At 73.1% G+C, this 15,221-nt stretch carries 18 protein-coding genes; 7 read left to right on the top strand and 11 right to left on the bottom strand.

The annotated features are described in order from the left end of the window. Positions 1-16: 16 nt before the first annotated feature. Both RWE79_RS25340 and sigE read right to left on the bottom strand, forming a co-directional pair. Positions 17-994, bottom strand: a complete 978-nt coding sequence (locus RWE79_RS25340; RefSeq protein ID WP_475942359.1) for a zf-HC2 domain-containing protein — start codon at positions 992-994, stop codon at positions 17-19. After that, positions 991-1,782, bottom strand: a complete 792-nt coding sequence (gene sigE, locus RWE79_RS25335) for an RNA polymerase sigma factor SigE (protein ID WP_475942358.1) — start codon at positions 1,780-1,782, stop codon at positions 991-993. Before sigE ends, RWE79_RS25340 begins: the two co-directional genes overlap by 4 nt. Positions 1,783-1,928: 146 nt before the next feature. Here sigE and RWE79_RS25330 point away from each other — a divergent pair, with 146 nt between their 5' ends. Then, positions 1,929-2,597, top strand: coding sequence for an O-methyltransferase (locus RWE79_RS25330; RefSeq protein WP_475946089.1), 669 nt, complete (start codon positions 1,929-1,931; stop codon positions 2,595-2,597). A gap of 102 nt (positions 2,598-2,699) precedes the next feature. On the opposite strand, the gene RWE79_RS25325 is transcribed toward RWE79_RS25330, so the two are convergent. After that, positions 2,700-2,867 carry a DUF3117 domain-containing protein gene (locus RWE79_RS25325; protein WP_018561471.1) on the bottom strand — a complete coding sequence of 56 codons (168 nt, stop codon included), beginning with the start codon at positions 2,865-2,867 and terminating at the stop codon, positions 2,700-2,702. A 242-nt stretch (positions 2,868-3,109) separates the two neighbouring features. Here RWE79_RS25325 and chcB point away from each other — a divergent pair, with 242 nt between their 5' ends. Beyond that, positions 3,110-3,898, top strand: coding sequence for a 2-cyclohexenylcarbonyl CoA isomerase (chcB, locus tag RWE79_RS25320; protein ID WP_475942357.1), 789 nt, complete (start codon positions 3,110-3,112; stop codon positions 3,896-3,898). Here chcB and RWE79_RS25315 read toward each other — a convergent pair. Together RWE79_RS25315 and RWE79_RS25310 are read right to left on the bottom strand one after the other, a co-directional pair. Beyond that, the gene (locus RWE79_RS25315; protein ID WP_475946086.1) at positions 3,864-4,538 is read right to left on the bottom strand and encodes a DNA-3-methyladenine glycosylase I; all 675 of its coding nucleotides are present in this window, start codon (positions 4,536-4,538) and stop codon (positions 3,864-3,866) included. The genes chcB and RWE79_RS25315 overlap by 35 nt on opposite strands. A 4-nt stretch (positions 4,539-4,542) precedes the next feature. After that, entirely contained in the window at positions 4,543-4,878 is a 336-nt protein-coding gene (locus RWE79_RS25310; protein ID WP_475942356.1) for a DivIVA domain-containing protein, read from the bottom strand. A 125-nt stretch (positions 4,879-5,003) separates the two neighbouring features. Here RWE79_RS25310 and folP point away from each other — a divergent pair, with 125 nt between their 5' ends. Next, entirely contained in the window at positions 5,004-5,864 is an 861-nt protein-coding gene (gene folP, locus RWE79_RS25305) for a dihydropteroate synthase (protein ID WP_475942355.1), read from the top strand. Between the two features lie 67 nt (positions 5,865-5,931). Here folP and RWE79_RS25300 read toward each other — a convergent pair whose 3' ends face one another. Continuing rightward, positions 5,932-6,729, bottom strand: a complete 798-nt coding sequence (locus RWE79_RS25300; protein WP_475942354.1) for an LOG family protein — start codon at positions 6,727-6,729, stop codon at positions 5,932-5,934. Positions 6,730-6,837: 108 nt separating this feature from the next. Continuing rightward, complete coding sequence (gene dapE, locus RWE79_RS25295) at positions 6,838-7,905, bottom strand: succinyl-diaminopimelate desuccinylase (RefSeq protein WP_475942353.1); 1,068 nt, start codon at positions 7,903-7,905, stop codon at positions 6,838-6,840. A 69-nt stretch (positions 7,906-7,974) separates the two neighbouring features. Between dapE and RWE79_RS25290 the strand changes: the two genes are divergently transcribed. After that, positions 7,975-8,952, top strand: a complete 978-nt coding sequence (locus RWE79_RS25290; RefSeq protein WP_475942352.1) for a VldE C-terminal domain-containing protein — start codon at positions 7,975-7,977, stop codon at positions 8,950-8,952. Positions 8,953-9,227: 275 nt separating this feature from the next. Further along, the gene (locus RWE79_RS25285) at positions 9,228-9,683 is read left to right on the top strand and encodes an ATP-binding protein (RefSeq protein WP_475942351.1); all 456 of its coding nucleotides are present in this window, start codon (positions 9,228-9,230) and stop codon (positions 9,681-9,683) included. Positions 9,684-9,820: 137 nt separating this feature from the next. Here RWE79_RS25285 and dapC read toward each other — a convergent pair whose 3' ends face one another. Next, on the bottom strand, positions 9,821-10,921 hold the full coding sequence (gene dapC / locus RWE79_RS25280) for a succinyldiaminopimelate transaminase (RefSeq protein WP_475942350.1): 1,101 nt from the start codon (positions 10,919-10,921) through the stop codon (positions 9,821-9,823). Positions 10,922-11,034: 113 nt separating this feature from the next. Further along, positions 11,035-11,355, bottom strand: coding sequence for a ferredoxin (gene fdxA / locus RWE79_RS25275; RefSeq protein ID WP_003985062.1), 321 nt, complete (start codon positions 11,353-11,355; stop codon positions 11,035-11,037). 134 nt (positions 11,356-11,489) lie between these two features. On the opposite strand from fdxA, the gene RWE79_RS25270 reads away from it, so the two are divergent. Together RWE79_RS25270 and RWE79_RS25265 are read left to right on the top strand one after the other, a co-directional pair. Then, complete coding sequence (locus RWE79_RS25270; protein WP_475942349.1) at positions 11,490-12,479, top strand: GNAT family N-acetyltransferase; 990 nt, start codon at positions 11,490-11,492, stop codon at positions 12,477-12,479. 9 nt (positions 12,480-12,488) lie between these two features. Continuing rightward, a complete protein-coding gene (locus tag RWE79_RS25265) occupies positions 12,489-13,322 on the top strand; it encodes a transglutaminase family protein (RefSeq protein WP_475942348.1) in 834 nt (277 codons plus the stop codon). 36 nt (positions 13,323-13,358) lie between these two features. Here RWE79_RS25265 and RWE79_RS25260 read toward each other — a convergent pair whose 3' ends face one another. Together RWE79_RS25260 and RWE79_RS25255 are read right to left on the bottom strand one after the other, a co-directional pair. Next, the gene (locus tag RWE79_RS25260) at positions 13,359-13,964 is read right to left on the bottom strand and encodes a response regulator (RefSeq protein ID WP_475942347.1); all 606 of its coding nucleotides are present in this window, start codon (positions 13,962-13,964) and stop codon (positions 13,359-13,361) included. Then, positions 13,942-15,111, bottom strand: coding sequence for a sensor histidine kinase (locus tag RWE79_RS25255; RefSeq protein WP_475942346.1), 1,170 nt, complete (start codon positions 15,109-15,111; stop codon positions 13,942-13,944). The genes RWE79_RS25260 and RWE79_RS25255 overlap by 23 nt, the downstream gene beginning before the upstream one ends. Between the last annotated feature and the right edge of the window lie 110 nt (positions 15,112-15,221).

The following is a 15,221-nucleotide window of genomic DNA, read 5'->3' as shown; positions in this document are numbered from 1 at the left end:
GCCCGCAGGCTGTCGGTCAGGGGGTGGCCGAGGCGCTGTCCAGCAGCGGAACCGCCGAGGTGAGCAGCGCGGGGGCCGAAGTGGCGGACGCGCTCGGGGTGGCGGAGGAGGCCGCCGTCGCCGAGGGCGCCGGCGGCGCGGTGAGCAGCGTGGCGTCGTCCGGGAGCACCAGGGGACGGGCCACCGGCACCACCGGGGACGTCCCGGAGCCCGGCAGGGAGTTCACCGACGGCGAGAGGGAGACCGACGGGGAGGCGGAGGCCGACGGCGAGGCCACCGACACCGAACTCACCAGGTCGCGTCCCTGCCCCGCCCGCGCACCGCGGCCGCTGCGTACATCGGCCACGTCACTGGCCCGGGCGCTCAGCGGGGTCACCGCCGAGCCCGGGTCCTCCGTGCCGCCGTCCGCCACGCCCTCCAGCGGCAGCGCGCCGCCGAGGGCGAGCGCGGCCATGGAGAAGGCGCCGGCCGCCGCGAAGGCGAAGCGACGGCCGCGCGAGGCGCTCCCGCTGCCGGGTCGCTCGACCTCGTGTATCCGGAAACCGCCGGCCGGCTCGGGTGCGGTGACGAAGCCCGCGCGCCGCCTGCCGAAGACATTGCCGCTGAGCCGCTGGCCACCGAGGCTGGTGGCCCCGATCACGCCGTCCCGGCCGGAGCCGGGGTCGCCGTCGCCGCCGTCCGCACCGCCGCCGTCACCGCTGGGAAGCCCGGGCAGGCCCTGCAGACGGGCCAGCAGATCGGCGGACAGGGCCGGCGGGGCCGCCGCCGCGACCGCGTTCTTCAGCTGCCGCTGCTCGTTGGCGGCGGCCTTGCAGCCCGGACAGGTGGCGAGGTGCGCGAGCACCCGCTCCCGGGCGTCGTCGTGCAGCTCGCCGTCGACAAAGGCGGCGAGCCGGTCGCCGAGGTGCTGTTCCGCGGGTGTGAGGTGCTCGCCGGCCGTTCCCGCGGCCTGTGGTCGTGGGCTGCCGCCCCATCGCGTCTCGCCCGCGCTCATCCGCTCTCCAGACCCGGCTGCTGGGTCACCAGCGCAGCCGCCCGCCCGGGGCGGGCGGCGGGGGCCCGGTGTTCCAGCGCCTTGCGCAGGTGTGAACGGCCGCGGTGGATCCGGCTGCGTACGGTGCCGAGCTTGACGCCGAGCGTGGCCGCGATCTCCTCGTACGACAGGCCCTCGATGTCACAGAGCACCACGGCGGCCCGGAACTCCGGCGCCAGGGTGTCCAGGGCCTGCTGTACGTCCGCGTCGAAGTGGGTGTCCGCGAAGTGCTGCGCGGGGGACGGCTCACGGCTGGGCAGCCGCTCCGCCGCGTCGTCGCCGAGGGCGTCGAAACGGATCCGCTGGCGGCGGCGCACCATGTCCAGGAAGAGGTTGGTGGTGATGCGGTGCAGCCAGCCCTCGAAGGTGCCGGGGGTGTACGTCGACAGCGAGCGGAAGACGCGGACGAAGACCTCCTGTGTGAGGTCCTCGGCGTCGTGCTGGTTGCCCGTCAGCCGGTAGGCGAGGCGGTAGACCCGTGCGCTGTGGGTGCTGACGATCTCCTCCCAGGAGGGCGGAGTCCACGCGTGTCCGTCCCCGTCGGTGGCGAAGCTCGCCGTCATGGTGACGGCCACGGGGGCAGCCACAGGGCCGGAGGTCTGGTCGGTGGACGGGCGTTCGTCAGCGGTATTGGTCACGGATTTCGGCTCGTCGGCCGACCTGCGAAAGCGCCTCAGCACTCCCCGGTCACCCGCCGCAGCCGCACCTCCCCTGTCGGCTCTGGTGGTGTCCAGTAGAGCCCCTACCATATCCACCTCGCCCGTTAGCTCCGGATAAGTGCGGTGCTCACGACCGCACCCCACCGTGTCTGCTATGCATCACTGCCTCTAACGCGCGGTCCCATCAACGGGTTCCCGACGGCAACGGATACAGTCGCCAACGCGGGCACAAGCGAATTCGGGGACAGCACGGGGACAGGGAGAGGGCGATTACCGGCAACCGCCAGGCGAGCTGGGCGTTCGCGGACGCCTTCGTCGCCGAGGACGACGCGCTGATACGGGCCCGCGGTCATGCTCGCGAAGCCGGGCTGCGCGTGGTCTCCCCCGGCACCGGCGCGGCCCTGCGACTGCTGGCCGCCACCGCCGACGCCAAGGCCGTGGTCGAGATCGGTACCGGCACCGGCGTCTCCGGCATCCATCTCCTGCACGGCATGCGCCGCGACGGGGTGCTCACCACCGTCGACTCCGAACCCGACCGCCAGCAACTCGCCCGCGCCGCGTACCGGGAGGCCGGCTTCGCCGCCAACCGGGCACGTTTCATCCCGGGCCGCGCGCTGGACGTCCTGCCGCGGCTGGCCGACGGCGGCTACGACCTGGTCTTCTGCGACGGCGACCGGCTGGAGTACCCCGACTACCTGGCCGAATCGCTGCGTCTGCTCCGTCCGGGTGGCCTGGTCTGCTTCGAGGGCACCTTCGCGCAGGGCCGGGCCATGGACGCCGCCCACCAGGATCCCGAGGTCGTACGGCTGCGCGAACTGATGCGGTCGGTGCGCGACCACCCGGCGCTGGCCCCGGTGCTGCTGCCGACGGACGACGGACTGCTGTGCGCGGTGCGCAGGGGCTGACTGCGGCGACGGAGGCCACGGAGGCGTCACACAACGGCGACGGCTCCGAACCGCACGTGAATCACGTACAGCCCGGAGCCGCGAGAATTCGGTTCGCCGGGGTCAGGCGATGGCCTTCTTCAGCGCCTCTCCGAGCGCATCCGCCTCGTCGGGTGTCAGCTCGACGACAAGCCGTCCGCCGCCCTCGAGCGGAACTCGCATGATGATGCTCCGCCCCTCCTTGGTCACCTCGAGCGGGCCATCACCCGTCCGCGGCTTCATGGCCGCCATGCTCGTTCCCCTTCCTGAAACCAGCTTCCGCAGCCGGGGGCCAGGCGCCACCGGACTCGAACACATTGGTTCTCGGCCATTATCCCGCATCGTGCGGCCCGATGACCAACACGGGTTCCCATCCGTTCGAGAACCGGACCCCACAAAACCGGCTATTTCGGTGATCGCGTCGGTGTTCGCTCCTGCGGATCTCCGGCATGCTTGCCCCGGACGAGAGCCGTGGACACGAAGGGACGACCCCAATGGCCGACACCGTGCTGTACGAGGTGAGCGACGGGCTCGCCACCATCACCCTCAACCGCCCCGACGCGATGAACGCGCTCAACATCGAGGCCAAGGCCGCCCTGCGCGACGCGCTGCGCTCGGCCGCCGCGGACGAGGCGGTACGGGCCGTACTGCTCACGGCGACCGGAAAGGCGTTCTGCGTCGGGCAGGACCTCAAGGAGCACGTCGGCCTGCTCCTCCAGGAGGACTCCCAGGTCATGTCGACCGTGCGGGAGCACTACAACCCGATCGTGACCGCGATCACCACCATGCCCAAACCGGTGGTGGCCGGGGTCAACGGGGTCGCGGCCGGAGCCGGCGCGGGCTTCGCCTTCGCCTGCGACTACCGGGTCGTCGCCGACAGCGCGTCCTTCAACACCTCCTTCGCCGGCGTCGCGCTCACCGCCGACTCGGGCGCCTCCTGGACCCTGCCGCGCCTGGTCGGCCCCGGCCGCGCCGCCGACCTGCTCTACTTCCCGCGTACGGTGCCGGCCTCCGAGGCACTGGAACTGGGCATCGCCAACCGGGTCGTCCCGGCCGGCGACCTGGCGGCCGAGGCCGCCGCCGTCGCCCGCCGCCTCGCGCAGGGCCCCACGGTCGCCTACGCGGCGATCAAGGCCTCGCTGGCCTACGGCGCCGGCCACTCGCTGCTGGAGACCCTGGAGAAGGAGGACGAACTCCAGACGGTGGCGGGCGCGTCGCAGGACCACCGGATCGCCCTCGAGGCCTTCCTCAAGAAGGAGGCCCCGCGGTACGTGGGCCGCTGACCGCCCGGCGGGCGTGGCAGCCGGCCAGGTGGTCGTCGACCAGGCCGCAGGCCTGCATCAGGGCGTAGGCGGTGGTCGGGCCGACGAAGCGGAAGCCGCGCTTCTTGAGGTCCTTGGCCAGCGCCGTGGACTCCGGGGTCACCGCCGGGACGTCGTCGAGGGTGCGCGGCACCGGGCGGGACCGCGGGTCGGGCGCGTGGGACCAGATGAGTGCGTCGAGCCCGCCCTCGTAGCCCTCCCGCAGGGCCAGCGCGGCACGGGCGTTGGCGATGGAGGCGTCGATCTTGGCGCGGTTGCGGATGATGCCGGTGTCGGCGAGCAGCCGCTCGCGGTCGGCGTCGGTGAAGGCGGCGACCGCCTCGGCCGCGAAGCCGTGGAAGGCCTTGCGGAAGCCCTCGCGGCGGCGCAGGATCGTGATCCACGACAGGCCGGACTGGAAGGCCTCCAGGCACAGCCGCTCGAAGAGCGCGTCGTCCCCGTGGACCGGCCGGCCCCACTCCGTGTCGTGGTAGCCGGTGTAGTCCGGCGCCGACAGCCCCCAGGGGCATCGCAGCAGCCCGTCCGGCCCGGCGACCGGGCCCCGGGCGGGCTGCGGCCCGGCGACCGGCCCGGCGACCGGCCCGGCGACCGGCCCGGCCATGGACTCAGCCATCGTCCCGGCCGTCGTCCGGCTCCTTCACCAGGGACGTGGCCCGCTGTCCGGCCCGCTCGGCCTCCAGCTCGGCGATCCGGGCGTCCCGCTCGGCGATCTCCGCCCCGAGGCGGTCCAGCGCCTCGTCCACGTCCATCATCCGGTAGCCCCGGACGGTGACCGGCAGCCGGAGGTGGTCGATGTCGGCACGTTCCACCGGGCGGTCGCCCGGCAGCCGGTCGTCCAGCCGGTCGGGCTCCACGTCGCGCAGCACCCCGCCGTCGCCGAGCACGGCGAGCGCCACCGCGGCGACCACCGCGACCAGCGCGATGAGCATGAACCAGAACAAGACGATCTCCCGGAAGGTGATGAGTGGTCCGGACGGACGTTTACGGCACGATCGTGCCACGCCGTGCTGTGATTCGTCAGCGACCGCATAAGGTCCTTGACGGACCACCTGAGGAGGACTGCGTAATGCTGCGGCTGGGGACCCGGGAATTCGCCCCGCACGAGCCCGTGATCATGGCGATCGTGAACCGTACGCCGGACTCGTTCTACGACCAGGGGGCGACCTTCACCGACGAACCCGCCCTGGAGCGCGTGGCGCGGGCGGTGGCGGAGGGGGCGGCGGTCGTCGACATCGGCGGGGTCAAGGCCGGTCCCGGCGAGGAGGTGTCGGCCGAGGAGGAGATCCGCCGGACGGTCGCCTTCACCGCCGAGGTGCGGCGGCGCCACCCCGATGTGGTGATCAGCGTCGACACCTGGCGGCACGAGGTCGGCGAGGCGGTCTGCGAGGCCGGCGCCGACCTGCTCAACGACGCCTGGGGCGGCGTCGATCCCCGGCTCGCCGAGGTCGCGGCCCGGTACGGCGTCGGGCTGGTCTGTACGCACGCCGGTGGCGCCCGGCCGCGTACCCGGCCGCACCGGGTCGCGTACGACGACGTCATGGCCGACATCCTCCGGGTCACCGTCGGCCTCGCCGAGCGGGCCGCCGGACTCGGCGTGCGGCGCGACGCGATCCTCATCGACCCCGGGCACGACTTCGGCAAGAACACCCGGCACTCGCTGGAGGCGACCCGGCGGCTGCCCGAGATGACCGCGACCGGCTGGCCGGTGCTGGTCTCCCTGTCCAACAAGGACTTCGTCGGCGAGACCCTGGACCGGCCGGTCAAGGAGCGGCTGGTCGGGACGCTCGCGACGACCGCGGTCTCGGCCTGGCTCGGCGCGCAGGTCTACCGCGTGCACGAGGTGGCCGAGACCCGGCAGGTGCTGGAGATGGTGGCCTCGATCGCGGGCCACCGCCCGCCCGCGGTGGCCCGCCGCGGGCTCGCCTAGGCGTGTCGCGTCCTCGGTCGCCGGACGCGCCGAAAGGCCGGCCCGCCCGGCGACCGGGGACACGCGGCTACGTCGCCGCTTCCTTGGTCATCAGGGCTACCGCCTCGTCGACGTCGTCCGTCAGATGCACCAGGTCGAGGTCGGCCGCGGAGGCCTTGCCGCCGTCGACGACGGTGTGGCGGACCCAGTCGATCAGGCCCTGCCAGTAGGCGGTGCCGAACAGCACGATGGGGAACCGGGTGACCTTGCGGGTCTGGACGAGGGTGAGGGCCTCGAAGAGCTCGTCGAGGGTGCCGAAGCCGCCGGGCAGGACGATGAACCCGGAGGCGTACTTCACGAACATCGTCTTGCGCACGAAGAAATAGCGGAAGTTGACGCCGATGTCGACGTAGGGGTTGAGGCCCTGCTCGAAGGGCAGCTCGATGCCGAGACCGACCGAGACCCCGCCGGCCTCGCAGGCGCCGCGGTTGGCGGCCTCCATGGAGCCGGGGCCGCCGCCGGTGATGACGCCGAAGCCGGCCTCGGCCAGCGCCCGGCCGATGCGCACGCCCGTTTCGTACTCGGGGGAACCGGGCTTGGTACGGGCGGAGCCGAAGACGCTGATGGCGGGGCCGAGTTCGGCCAGCGCGCCGAAGCCCTCGACGAATTCGGACTGGATCCGCATGACCCGCCAGGGATCACCGTGCACCCATTCCGAGGGGCCGCGGGTGTCCAGCAGGCGCTGGTCGGTCGTGGATCCCTGCACCTGGCCCCTGCGGCGCACGACGGGACCGGTCCGGCGCTCGGGCCAGGTCCGTCCGCCCTCGTGGGAGGCCGTTGCCTCACCGGCTGCCGCTTCAGCGTCCGCGCTGCTCGTGTCGCTCATGCTCGCGCTCCTTCCGCTGCTGATCGTGCCCCAGCGTACGCACGCGGTACGGGGGCGGATCAAGAACGCGCCGTTTAACTGCGCGTTACGCCCCGGCGCCGCGGCGGCTCAGGACAGCCACGCGCGCAGCTTCTCCTCGGCCTCCAGCACGGCGGCGGCCGAGACGTGTTCCTCGCGGGTGTGGGCCAGCTTGGGGTCGCCGGGGCCGTAGTTGACGGCGGGCACGCCGAGCGCGGAGAAGCGGGCGACATCGGTCCAGCCGTCCTTGGGCGCGGGCTCCAGGCCCAGCGCCTCGACGAACGCGACGGCGGACGGGTGGGACAGCCCGGGCAGCGCTCCGGGGGCGCTGTCGGTGAGCACCACCTCGTACCCCTCGAAGACCTCGCGGACGTGGTCCAGCGCCTCCGCCTCCGAACGGCTGGGCGCGAAGCGGTAGTTGACCGTCACCGCGCAGAAGTCCGGGATGACGTTGGTGGCGTGGCCGCCCTCGACGATGACGGCGTTGAGGCCCTCGCGGTAGGTCAGTCCGTCGACCAGTACCTGGCGGGGCTCGTACGCGGCGAGCCGGGCGAGGATCGGCGCGGCCTTGTGGATGGCGTTGTCGCCGAGCCAGCTGCGGGCGGAGTGGGCGCGCCGGCCGGCGGTCTGGACGCTGACCCGCAGGGTGCCCTGGCAGCCGCCCTCCACCTTGCCGTCGCTGGGCTCCAGCAGGACGGCGAAGTCACCGGTCAGCCACTGCGGGCGGGTCTCGGCGAGCCGCTTGAGACCGTTGTACTCGGAGGCGATCTCCTCGGCGTCGTAGAAGACGTAGGTGACATCGCGGTTGGGCTCGGGGAGCGTCGCGGCCAGGCGCAACTGTACGGCGACGCCGGACTTCATGTCGGCGGTGCCGCAGCCCCACAGCACGCCGTCGGCGTCGAGCCGGGACGGCACGTTGTCGGCGATGGGCACGGTGTCCAGGTGTCCGGCGAGCACCACCCGCTCGGCGCGGCCCAGGTCGGTGCGGGCCACGACGGAGTCGCCGTCGCGGTCCACGGTCAGGTGGGGCAGCGCGCGCAGCGCCTCCTCGACGAGATCGGCGAGGTGCTTCTCCTCCCGGCTGACGGAGGGGATGTCGACGAGCTGCGCCGTCACGGCGGCGGCGTCCTGGCTGAGGTCGAGGGAAGACGTGCGCATACCCAGGACCCTACCGCCGCGCGCCGCACACACGGCGCGCGCACAGCGGCCTTCGGTACGGTGTGCGCCGTGCCGAAGTCGAAGCCCTCCTCCCCGGTCCAGGGCGCCCCGAAGAAGCGGGGTCGCCTGTTCCGCTTCACCACGGCGACCCTTGTGCTGGTCGGGGTCGCCGGTTACGCCGTGCACCATGTCGTCTCGGGCGGTACGCAGCAGGCCGGTTGCACGGTGACGGCGGACGGCCGCACCGTGAAGCTGGAGCCGGCGCAGGCGTCGAACGCCTCGACCATCGCGGCGGTGGCGTCCTCGCGCGGTCTTCCGGAACGCGCGGTGACCATAGCGCTGGCCACCTCCCTGCAGGAATCGGCGCTGCGCAACCTCGATCACGGCGACCGGGACTCGATGGGGCTGTTCCAGCAGCGGCCCTCGCAGGGCTGGGGCACCGCCGCGCAGATCATGGATCCGGTGCACTCGTCGAACGAGTTCTTCGACAGCCTGGTGAAGATCCGGGGATATTCGCGTCTCCCGCTCACCGTGGCGGCGCAGAAGGTGCAGAAGAGCGGCTATCCGCAGGCCTACGCCAAACACGAGCCGGACGCGGCCCTGCTGGCCTCGGCGCTGACCGGCCGGGTGTCGGCCGCGCTGAGCTGCACGACGGCCCCGGGTGGCACCGCGCCCTCGGGCGGTGATCCGGCGGCCGTACGCACCCGTCTGACGCGGGAGTTCGGCTCGGGGGTGACGCCCCGGGTCAGCCGGGCCGCGGCGTCCTCCGACGGCAAGTCCGGCGACCGGGCGGCGGGCGGCGCCACCGTCGCCGTACCGTCGGCGGCCACGGACAACGCGACGCGCGGGGACCGCCGGCGGCGCGGCTGGGAGCTGGCGCAGTGGGCGGTGGCGCACTCGCACGAACTCAAGGTCGACAAGGTCCGCTTCCGGGACCGTGAATGGCGTGCGGCCGATTCCGCCGGCGGCTGGCAGAAGACGGACGAAGTACTGAGCGCGCCCGCCGGGACCACCGCCGAGGACGTCACCATCACCGTCGCTCAGTAGTGCGGCGACTCACTCCTGGGCGGATCGTTGATACGCCAAACCCATCAGATGGGAAACCACTCCACCGGCGCATCGCATCCCTTTCCGGTCAAGGGATGTGACGTTTCATCAAAACACCGCGCACTGCCCGTATTGCCCGGGTTCATTCGGCATTCGAAATACCCTGCATTACCAACTCTTTACCTCGAACGGCCGCAACCTTACGGCTTCTCACGCGGTAGTCACGGCGTCCGCCCCGCGGACATGTCACGTCGTCTCTCCGTAAGAGGAGCACCATGTCTCTCCCCCTCACGCGTCGGATCGCCCGGGCCGCCCTTCTGGTCGGCGCGGCAGCAGCGCCTCTGATCGGCGCGGGCGCCGCTTCCGCCGCGGAGCTGCCGCAGGCCACCGACCTGGGTGGACTGACCAGCCTGGACAAGACCGCCGACCTCAGCCACACCGTGGCCGGTGTCACCAAGGAGGCCGGCGCGGTGAAGTCCGTGCAGAAGGCCCTGCCCGACCCGGGCAGGACGCTCTCCGACACGGCCAGGACCGCCACCCCCCTGGCCCAGAAGACCGCCGCGCAGGCGGGCGGCGTGGTCAAGCACGCGACCGGCGGCAAGGCCAAGGGCAAGGGCAAGGCCAAGGGCAAGGGCAAGGGGAAGAGCGCGGGCCCGCTGGGCGCCCTGCCGGTCGGCCAGCTGCCGGTGAGCGCGCTGCCCCTGGCCGGCGGCCTCCCGATCGGCGGCTGATCCCCCACAGCCGCACGAAGGGCCCGGAGAGCATCCCCCCGCTCCCCGGGCCCTTGCGCATGCGCTCCCCGGGGCGGGCGTGCCCCGGTTCCGCTCCAGGGGCGCGCTCCGGCGGCTCGCCGGCTCGCCCCGGGAGCTCACTTCAGGCGGCGGACCGCCTCGTCCACCCGCTCGTCGGTGGCCGTGAGGGCGATCCGTACGAACCGCTCCCCCGCCGGACCGTAGAAGTCGCCCGGCGCCACCAGGATGCCGAGCCCGGCGAGACCGCCGACGGTGTCCCAGCAGCTCTCGTCCCGGGTCGCCCACAGATACAGGCCGGCCTGGCTGTGCTCGATCCGGAAGCCCGCGCCCTCGAACGCGGCACGCAGCGCCGCCCGCCGCCGGGCGTAGACCTCACGCTGCTCGGCCACGTGCCCGTCGTCACCGAGCGCCGCGATGGTCGCGGTCTGCACCGGCGCGGGCACGATCATCCCGCCGTGCTTGCGAATCTGCAGCAGCTCGCCCAGCACCGCCGGGTCGCCGAGCAGGAACGCCGCCCGGTACCCGGCCAGGTTGGACCGCTTGGACAGCGAGTGGACCGCCACGATGCCCTCGTACGAGCCGCCGCAGATCTCCGGGTGCAGTACGGACACCGGTTCGGCGTCCTTCTCCCAGCCCAGCTCCAGGTAGCACTCGTCGCTGACCAGCAGCACCCCGTGCTCGCGGGCCCAGGCCACGGCGGCGCGCAGTTCGTCGGCGGTCAGCACACGGCCGGTGGGGTTGGAGGGGCTGTTGAGCCAGAGCAGCTTCAGCCCGGCCGGGTCCAGTTCCGTGGGGTCGTCGTAGGCCACCGGCTCGGCGCGCGCCAGCCGGGCACCCACCTCGTACGTCGGGTAGGCCAGCCGCGGATGGGCGACCCGGTCGCCGGGGCCCAGGCCCAGCTGAGTGGGCAGCCAGGCGACCAGTTCCTTGGAGCCGATCACCGGCAGCACATTGGCGTCGGTGAGCCCCTGCGCGCCCAGCCGGTGTCCCGCCCAGCCGGTGATCGCCGCGCGCAGCGCCGCCGTGCCCCACACCGTGGGGTAGCCGGGGCTGTCCGCCGCGGCCGCCAGGGCGTCCTGGACGATCTCCGGGACCGGGTCCACGGGGGTGCCCACCGACAGGTCCACCACGCCGCCGGGGTGGGCGGACGCCTGGGCCTTGTACGGTTCGAGCCGGTCCCACGGGAAGGCCGGGAGACGGGCGGATACTGGCGCCACGGCGGTGCTTCTCCTTCACGCTTCAGCTACGGCTACGGCTACGGCTTCACATACGGCGGCCCCGCACGGCAGACCGGCCATGCGGGACCTCTTGTCGGGACCGGACTTCCCGATCAGCCGTTCTGCGGGGGCAGTGCGGCGATGAAGGGGTGGTCGCGCTCGATCAGCCCGAGCTTGGAGGCACCGCCGGGCGAGCCGAGCTCGTCGAAGAACTCGACGTTCGCCTTGTAGTAGTCCTTCCACTCCTCCGGGGTGTCGTCCTCGTAGAAGATGGCCTCGACCGGGCAGACCGGCTCGCAGGCACCACAGTCCACGCATTCGTCCGGGTGGATGTACAAGGACCGGGAGCCCTCGTAGATGCAGTCAACAGGGCACTCCTCGATGCACGCCTTGTCCTTGACGTCGACACAAGGCTGCGCGATGACGTAGGTCACGCTGTCGTTCCTCCTCGATCAGGGCGCGGCGGCCGATTATCGGCTTCGCCGGGTGGCGCGCGGGAGCGCGGCGTCGTCGATGCCCGCCCCTAGTATCTCCGTTCTTGGGCAGTAGACGAACAGGAGGGGCCGCGATGTGCACGGATTTCGCCGCCAAGGGACGGCCCGAAGTACGCATAACCACTTCTGACGTGGGAAAACGGGTCTCAGTACGGCGGATCGCGGAGGTCGTGGAAGGCCGCCCGGCGTTCACCGACGCGGTCGGTGTTCTCACATCCTGGAACGAGGGCGTGCTCATCGTGACGCGCCGCACCGGCGAAGCCGTCCGCATCGCGGAATCCGCCCTCGTGGCGGGCAAGGTCGTCCCGGACACGCCCGTCCGGCGCGGGGTGCGCGCGCCGCGCGCCGGCGTCCGGGAACTGCAGGAGACCGCAGCCCGCGGCTGGCCCGCGCAGGAGACCGGGCGGCTGGGCGAATGGACGCTGCGCGCCGCCGGCGGATTCACCCGTCGGGCCAACTCCGTGCTGCCCTTCGGCGATCCCGGGATGCCCCTGGCGGACGCCGCCGGCCGGATCAGCCGCTGGTACGCCGACCGGGGACTGCCCGCGTACGTCCAGGTCACCGACGAGGGGCTCGCCGCGCGGCTCGGGGCACTGGGCTGGACCCGGGAGGCCGAGGCGCTGCTGCGCACCGCGCCGTTGCCGCCGCTGGCGGATCTGCCGGGCGCGGAACGGGTACGGCTGTCGCGCGAGGTCGACGAGGAGTGGCTGGCGCGCTACCACCGCACCGGCGCGCTGGCCGAGGAGGCGGTGAAGGTCCTGACGGGCGGGCCCTCGGTGTGGTTCGCCACCGTCCCCGGTGACGACGGCCCGGCCGCCATCGGCCGCTGCGTGGTGGACGGCGGCTGGGCGATGTTCGGGGCGGTGGAGGTCGACCCGCGACAGCGGCGGCAGGGGCTGGCCACCGCGGTGATGGCCGCACTCGCGCTGCGGGCCGTACGGGAGGGCGCGTCCGGCGCGTATCTCCAGGTCGAGGCCGACAATGACGGAGCGCGCGGCATGTACGACCGGCTGGGCTTCACCACGCACCACGCCTACCACTACCGACGCGCCCCGAAGGGGTGATTCCGTTCCGTGTCCAGCGACGACGACTCCGTCCGGCAGCGGTTCGCGGCGGCGGTCCGTGAGGAACAGCCGGACCTCACCACGCTGTGCCTGCTGGTCGCCGCCGAGGCCGACCCGGAACTGGACGGGCCCGGTCTCGACGCCGCCGAGATCGAACTCGACCGGCTGGCCGGCCTGCTGCCCTACGGCCTGACGGCGCCCGACGCGTGGGCCCGCGCCCTCGCCGCCCTCCTCGGCACCCGGCTGGGCTTCGGCGGCACCCCCGCCGACTACCGGCGGCTGGAGTCCTCGCTCCTGCACGAGGTGCTGCGGCGCCGGCGTGGGCTGCCGATCCTGCTCTCCGTGGTCTGGATCGAGGTGGCCCGCCGCGCCGGTGCCCCGGTCCACGGGGTCGCCCTCCCGGGTCACTTCGTCGTCGGTTTCGGCGACCCGCGGGGGACGTTCGTCCTCGCCGACCCGTTCAACGGCGGCCGTCTCCTCGGCGACGACGACGTCGGTCTCCTCGTCGCCGGCGCGACCGGGGCCCCGCTGTCCCCCGCGATGCTCTCGCCCGCCGATCCCCTCGACATCGTCCAGCGGATCCTCAACAACATCCGCGCCTGGGCCTCGGCCCGCCCCGAGCAGCTGCGCGTGCAGCTCTGCGCCGTCGAACTCGGCCTGCTGCTGCCCCGGCATCCTGCCCGGCTGCGTTTCGAGCGTGCCCAGTTGCTGGTGCGCCGCGGTGAGTTCGCCGCCGGGGCCGCCGAGATGGAGGCGTACGCGGAGGTCGTCGCCGAGGTCGAACCCGCCTCCGCCGAGGCCGTACGGGGGCAGGCCCGGGCGGCTCGGGCGCTGCTGAACTGAGGGGCACACGGGCCCCGTTCCTGCGACACCGGGCGGTCAGAGCCAGCCGCGCTCGCTGGCGATCCGCACCGCCTCGGCCCGGTTGCGGGCGGCGGTCTTCTGGATCGCGGTCGAGAGGTAGTTGCGGACCGTGCCCTCCGACAGATGCAGGGCCCGCGCGATGTCCCCGTTCGCCGAGCCGCCGGCCACCCTGCGCAGAACGTCCCGTTCGCGCCCGGTCAGCGGATCCGCGCCCTCCGCGAGGGCGGCCGCGGCCAGGGCGGGGTCGATGACACGCTCGCCGCGCAGGACGCGCCGGACGGCGTCGGCGAGTTGCGCGGCGGGGGCGTCCTTGACCAGGAAGGCGGCCGCGCCGGCCTCCATGGCGCGGCGCAGATAGCCGGGACGGCCGAAGGTGGTGACGATGACGACCCGTACCGCCGGAAGCTCGCTGCGCAGCGCGGCCGCCGCGTCGAGGCCCGTCATCCCGGGCATCTCGATGTCCAGGAGGGCCACTTCGACGCCCCCGGCCCGTGCGGCGGCGACGACCTCGTCACCCCGGCCCACCTGGGCGACGACCTCGATGTCCTCCTCCAGGCCGAGGAGCGTGGCCAGAGCCTCGCGCACCATCGACTGGTCCTCAGCGAGCAGCACCCTGATCATGCGGAGCAGCGTAACCGCTGCCGGGTGCGGCCAGGGGCACGGATGCGCGCAGGGTGAAGCCGCCGTCCGGCCCGGCGGACGTCACCAGCCGGCCGCCCGCCAGGAGCATCCGCTCGTCGAGTCCCGTGAGGCCGTTCCCGGGGGCGTGGCCGGGGCCCGGGCCGGGGCCGTCGTCGCTGACCGACAGGGTGAACACGTCGCCCTGCCGCGCGAGGGCGACCCGGCAGTGGGCGGCCCCGCTGTGCCGTACGACGTTCGTCACGGCCTCGCGCAGCGCCCAGGCCAGCGCGGCCTCCTCGTCGGGGGCGAGCCGGTCATGGCCCGCCCACTGCGCGGGGTCGAGGTCGGCCTCGACCCCGGCGGCGCGCAACGCGGCCGAGGCCCCGGCGAGTTCGACGGCCAGGGTGGGCCGCCGGTAGCCGCTGACCGCCTCCCGCACGTCGACGAGGGCCTGCCGGCTGACCCGCTCGATGTCGGCGACCTGGACGGCCGCGTCCTGCGGCCGGTCGGGCAGCATCCGGCCGGCGAGCTCGCTCTTGAGCGTGATCAGGGAGAGCGAGTGGCCGAGAAGATCGTGCAGGTCGCGGGCGAGCCGGAGCCGCTCCTCGGTGGCGGCCATATGCGCGATGGTCTCCCGCGCCTCCCGCAACTCCCGCATCGTGCTGACCAGTTGCCGAATCCCGACCATCGCGAAACCGCCCAGGAAGCAGGGGATGCCGAGCGGTACGACCAGGTCGGAGCCGGCGTGCACCAGGGCGCCGGTGCCGAACAGCAGGACGGTGACGACGGGGATGGCCCAGCGCGACCGGCTCGGCTGGAGCACCGCGCCGCAGGCCACGGCCGCGTACACGAAGAGCACCAGCCAGGCGTCCCCGAGCCCCAGCGAGAGCAGCACCGCGAACACCGCGAGCAGCGGCAGCGCGCCGTGTACCCAGCGCGGCTGGAACTGCTGGTTGGTGCGCAGGAAGACCAGGGCCAGGTAGGTGACCACGAAGCAGACCAGGCCGGTCCAGCCGAGGAACAGCGCCAGAAGCCCGTGGTGGGCGTCGAGGAGGTCGGAGACCGGCGAGGCGAGGTAGAGCATCCACATGCCGATCCACAGCAGCTTCACCCATGCCTGGCGGCGGTTCTCCGGGGCCTGCCCCATGCCCGGGGTCCCCGCCGCCCCGGTGTGTACCGGGACGCCGGCCGCCTCCCAACGCCAGGGCGGCCACCTCACGTTCCGAACGGCCATCACCAGTGCCCCGTCTTCCCGTT

The sequence above is a fragment of the Streptomyces sp. RLA131 genome, from assembly GCF_056270125.1.
This window is presented reverse-complemented; position numbering and strand designations above follow the sequence as displayed.

Coding starts and splice junctions, on each gene's coding strand:
- folP (WP_475942355.1), top strand. CDS start 5,004: ATGCTGCGGCTGGGGACCCGGGAATTCGCCCCGCACGAGCCCGTGATC.
- RWE79_RS25300 (WP_475942354.1), bottom strand. CDS start 6,729: ATGAGCGACACGAGCAGCGCGGACGCTGAAGCGGCAGCCGGTGAGGCA.
- RWE79_RS25270 (WP_475942349.1), top strand. CDS start 11,490: ATGTGCACGGATTTCGCCGCCAAGGGACGGCCCGAAGTACGCATAACC.
- sigE (WP_475942358.1), bottom strand. CDS start 1,782: ATGGTAGGGGCTCTACTGGACACCACCAGAGCCGACAGGGGAGGTGCG.
- RWE79_RS25285 (WP_475942351.1), top strand. CDS start 9,228: ATGTCTCTCCCCCTCACGCGTCGGATCGCCCGGGCCGCCCTTCTGGTC.
- RWE79_RS25260 (WP_475942347.1), bottom strand. CDS start 13,964: ATGATCAGGGTGCTGCTCGCTGAGGACCAGTCGATGGTGCGCGAGGCT.
- chcB (WP_475942357.1), top strand. CDS start 3,110: ATGGCCGACACCGTGCTGTACGAGGTGAGCGACGGGCTCGCCACCATC.
- RWE79_RS25255 (WP_475942346.1), bottom strand. CDS start 15,111: ATGGGGCAGGCCCCGGAGAACCGCCGCCAGGCATGGGTGAAGCTGCTG.
- RWE79_RS25340 (WP_475942359.1), bottom strand. CDS start 994: ATGAGCGCGGGCGAGACGCGATGGGGCGGCAGCCCACGACCACAGGCC.
- RWE79_RS25315 (WP_475946086.1), bottom strand. CDS start 4,538: ATGGCCGGGCCGGTCGCCGGGCCGGTCGCCGGGCCGGTCGCCGGGCCG.
- RWE79_RS25325 (WP_018561471.1), bottom strand. CDS start 2,867: ATGGCGGCCATGAAGCCGCGGACGGGTGATGGCCCGCTCGAGGTGACC.
- dapE (WP_475942353.1), bottom strand. CDS start 7,905: ATGCGCACGTCTTCCCTCGACCTCAGCCAGGACGCCGCCGCCGTGACG.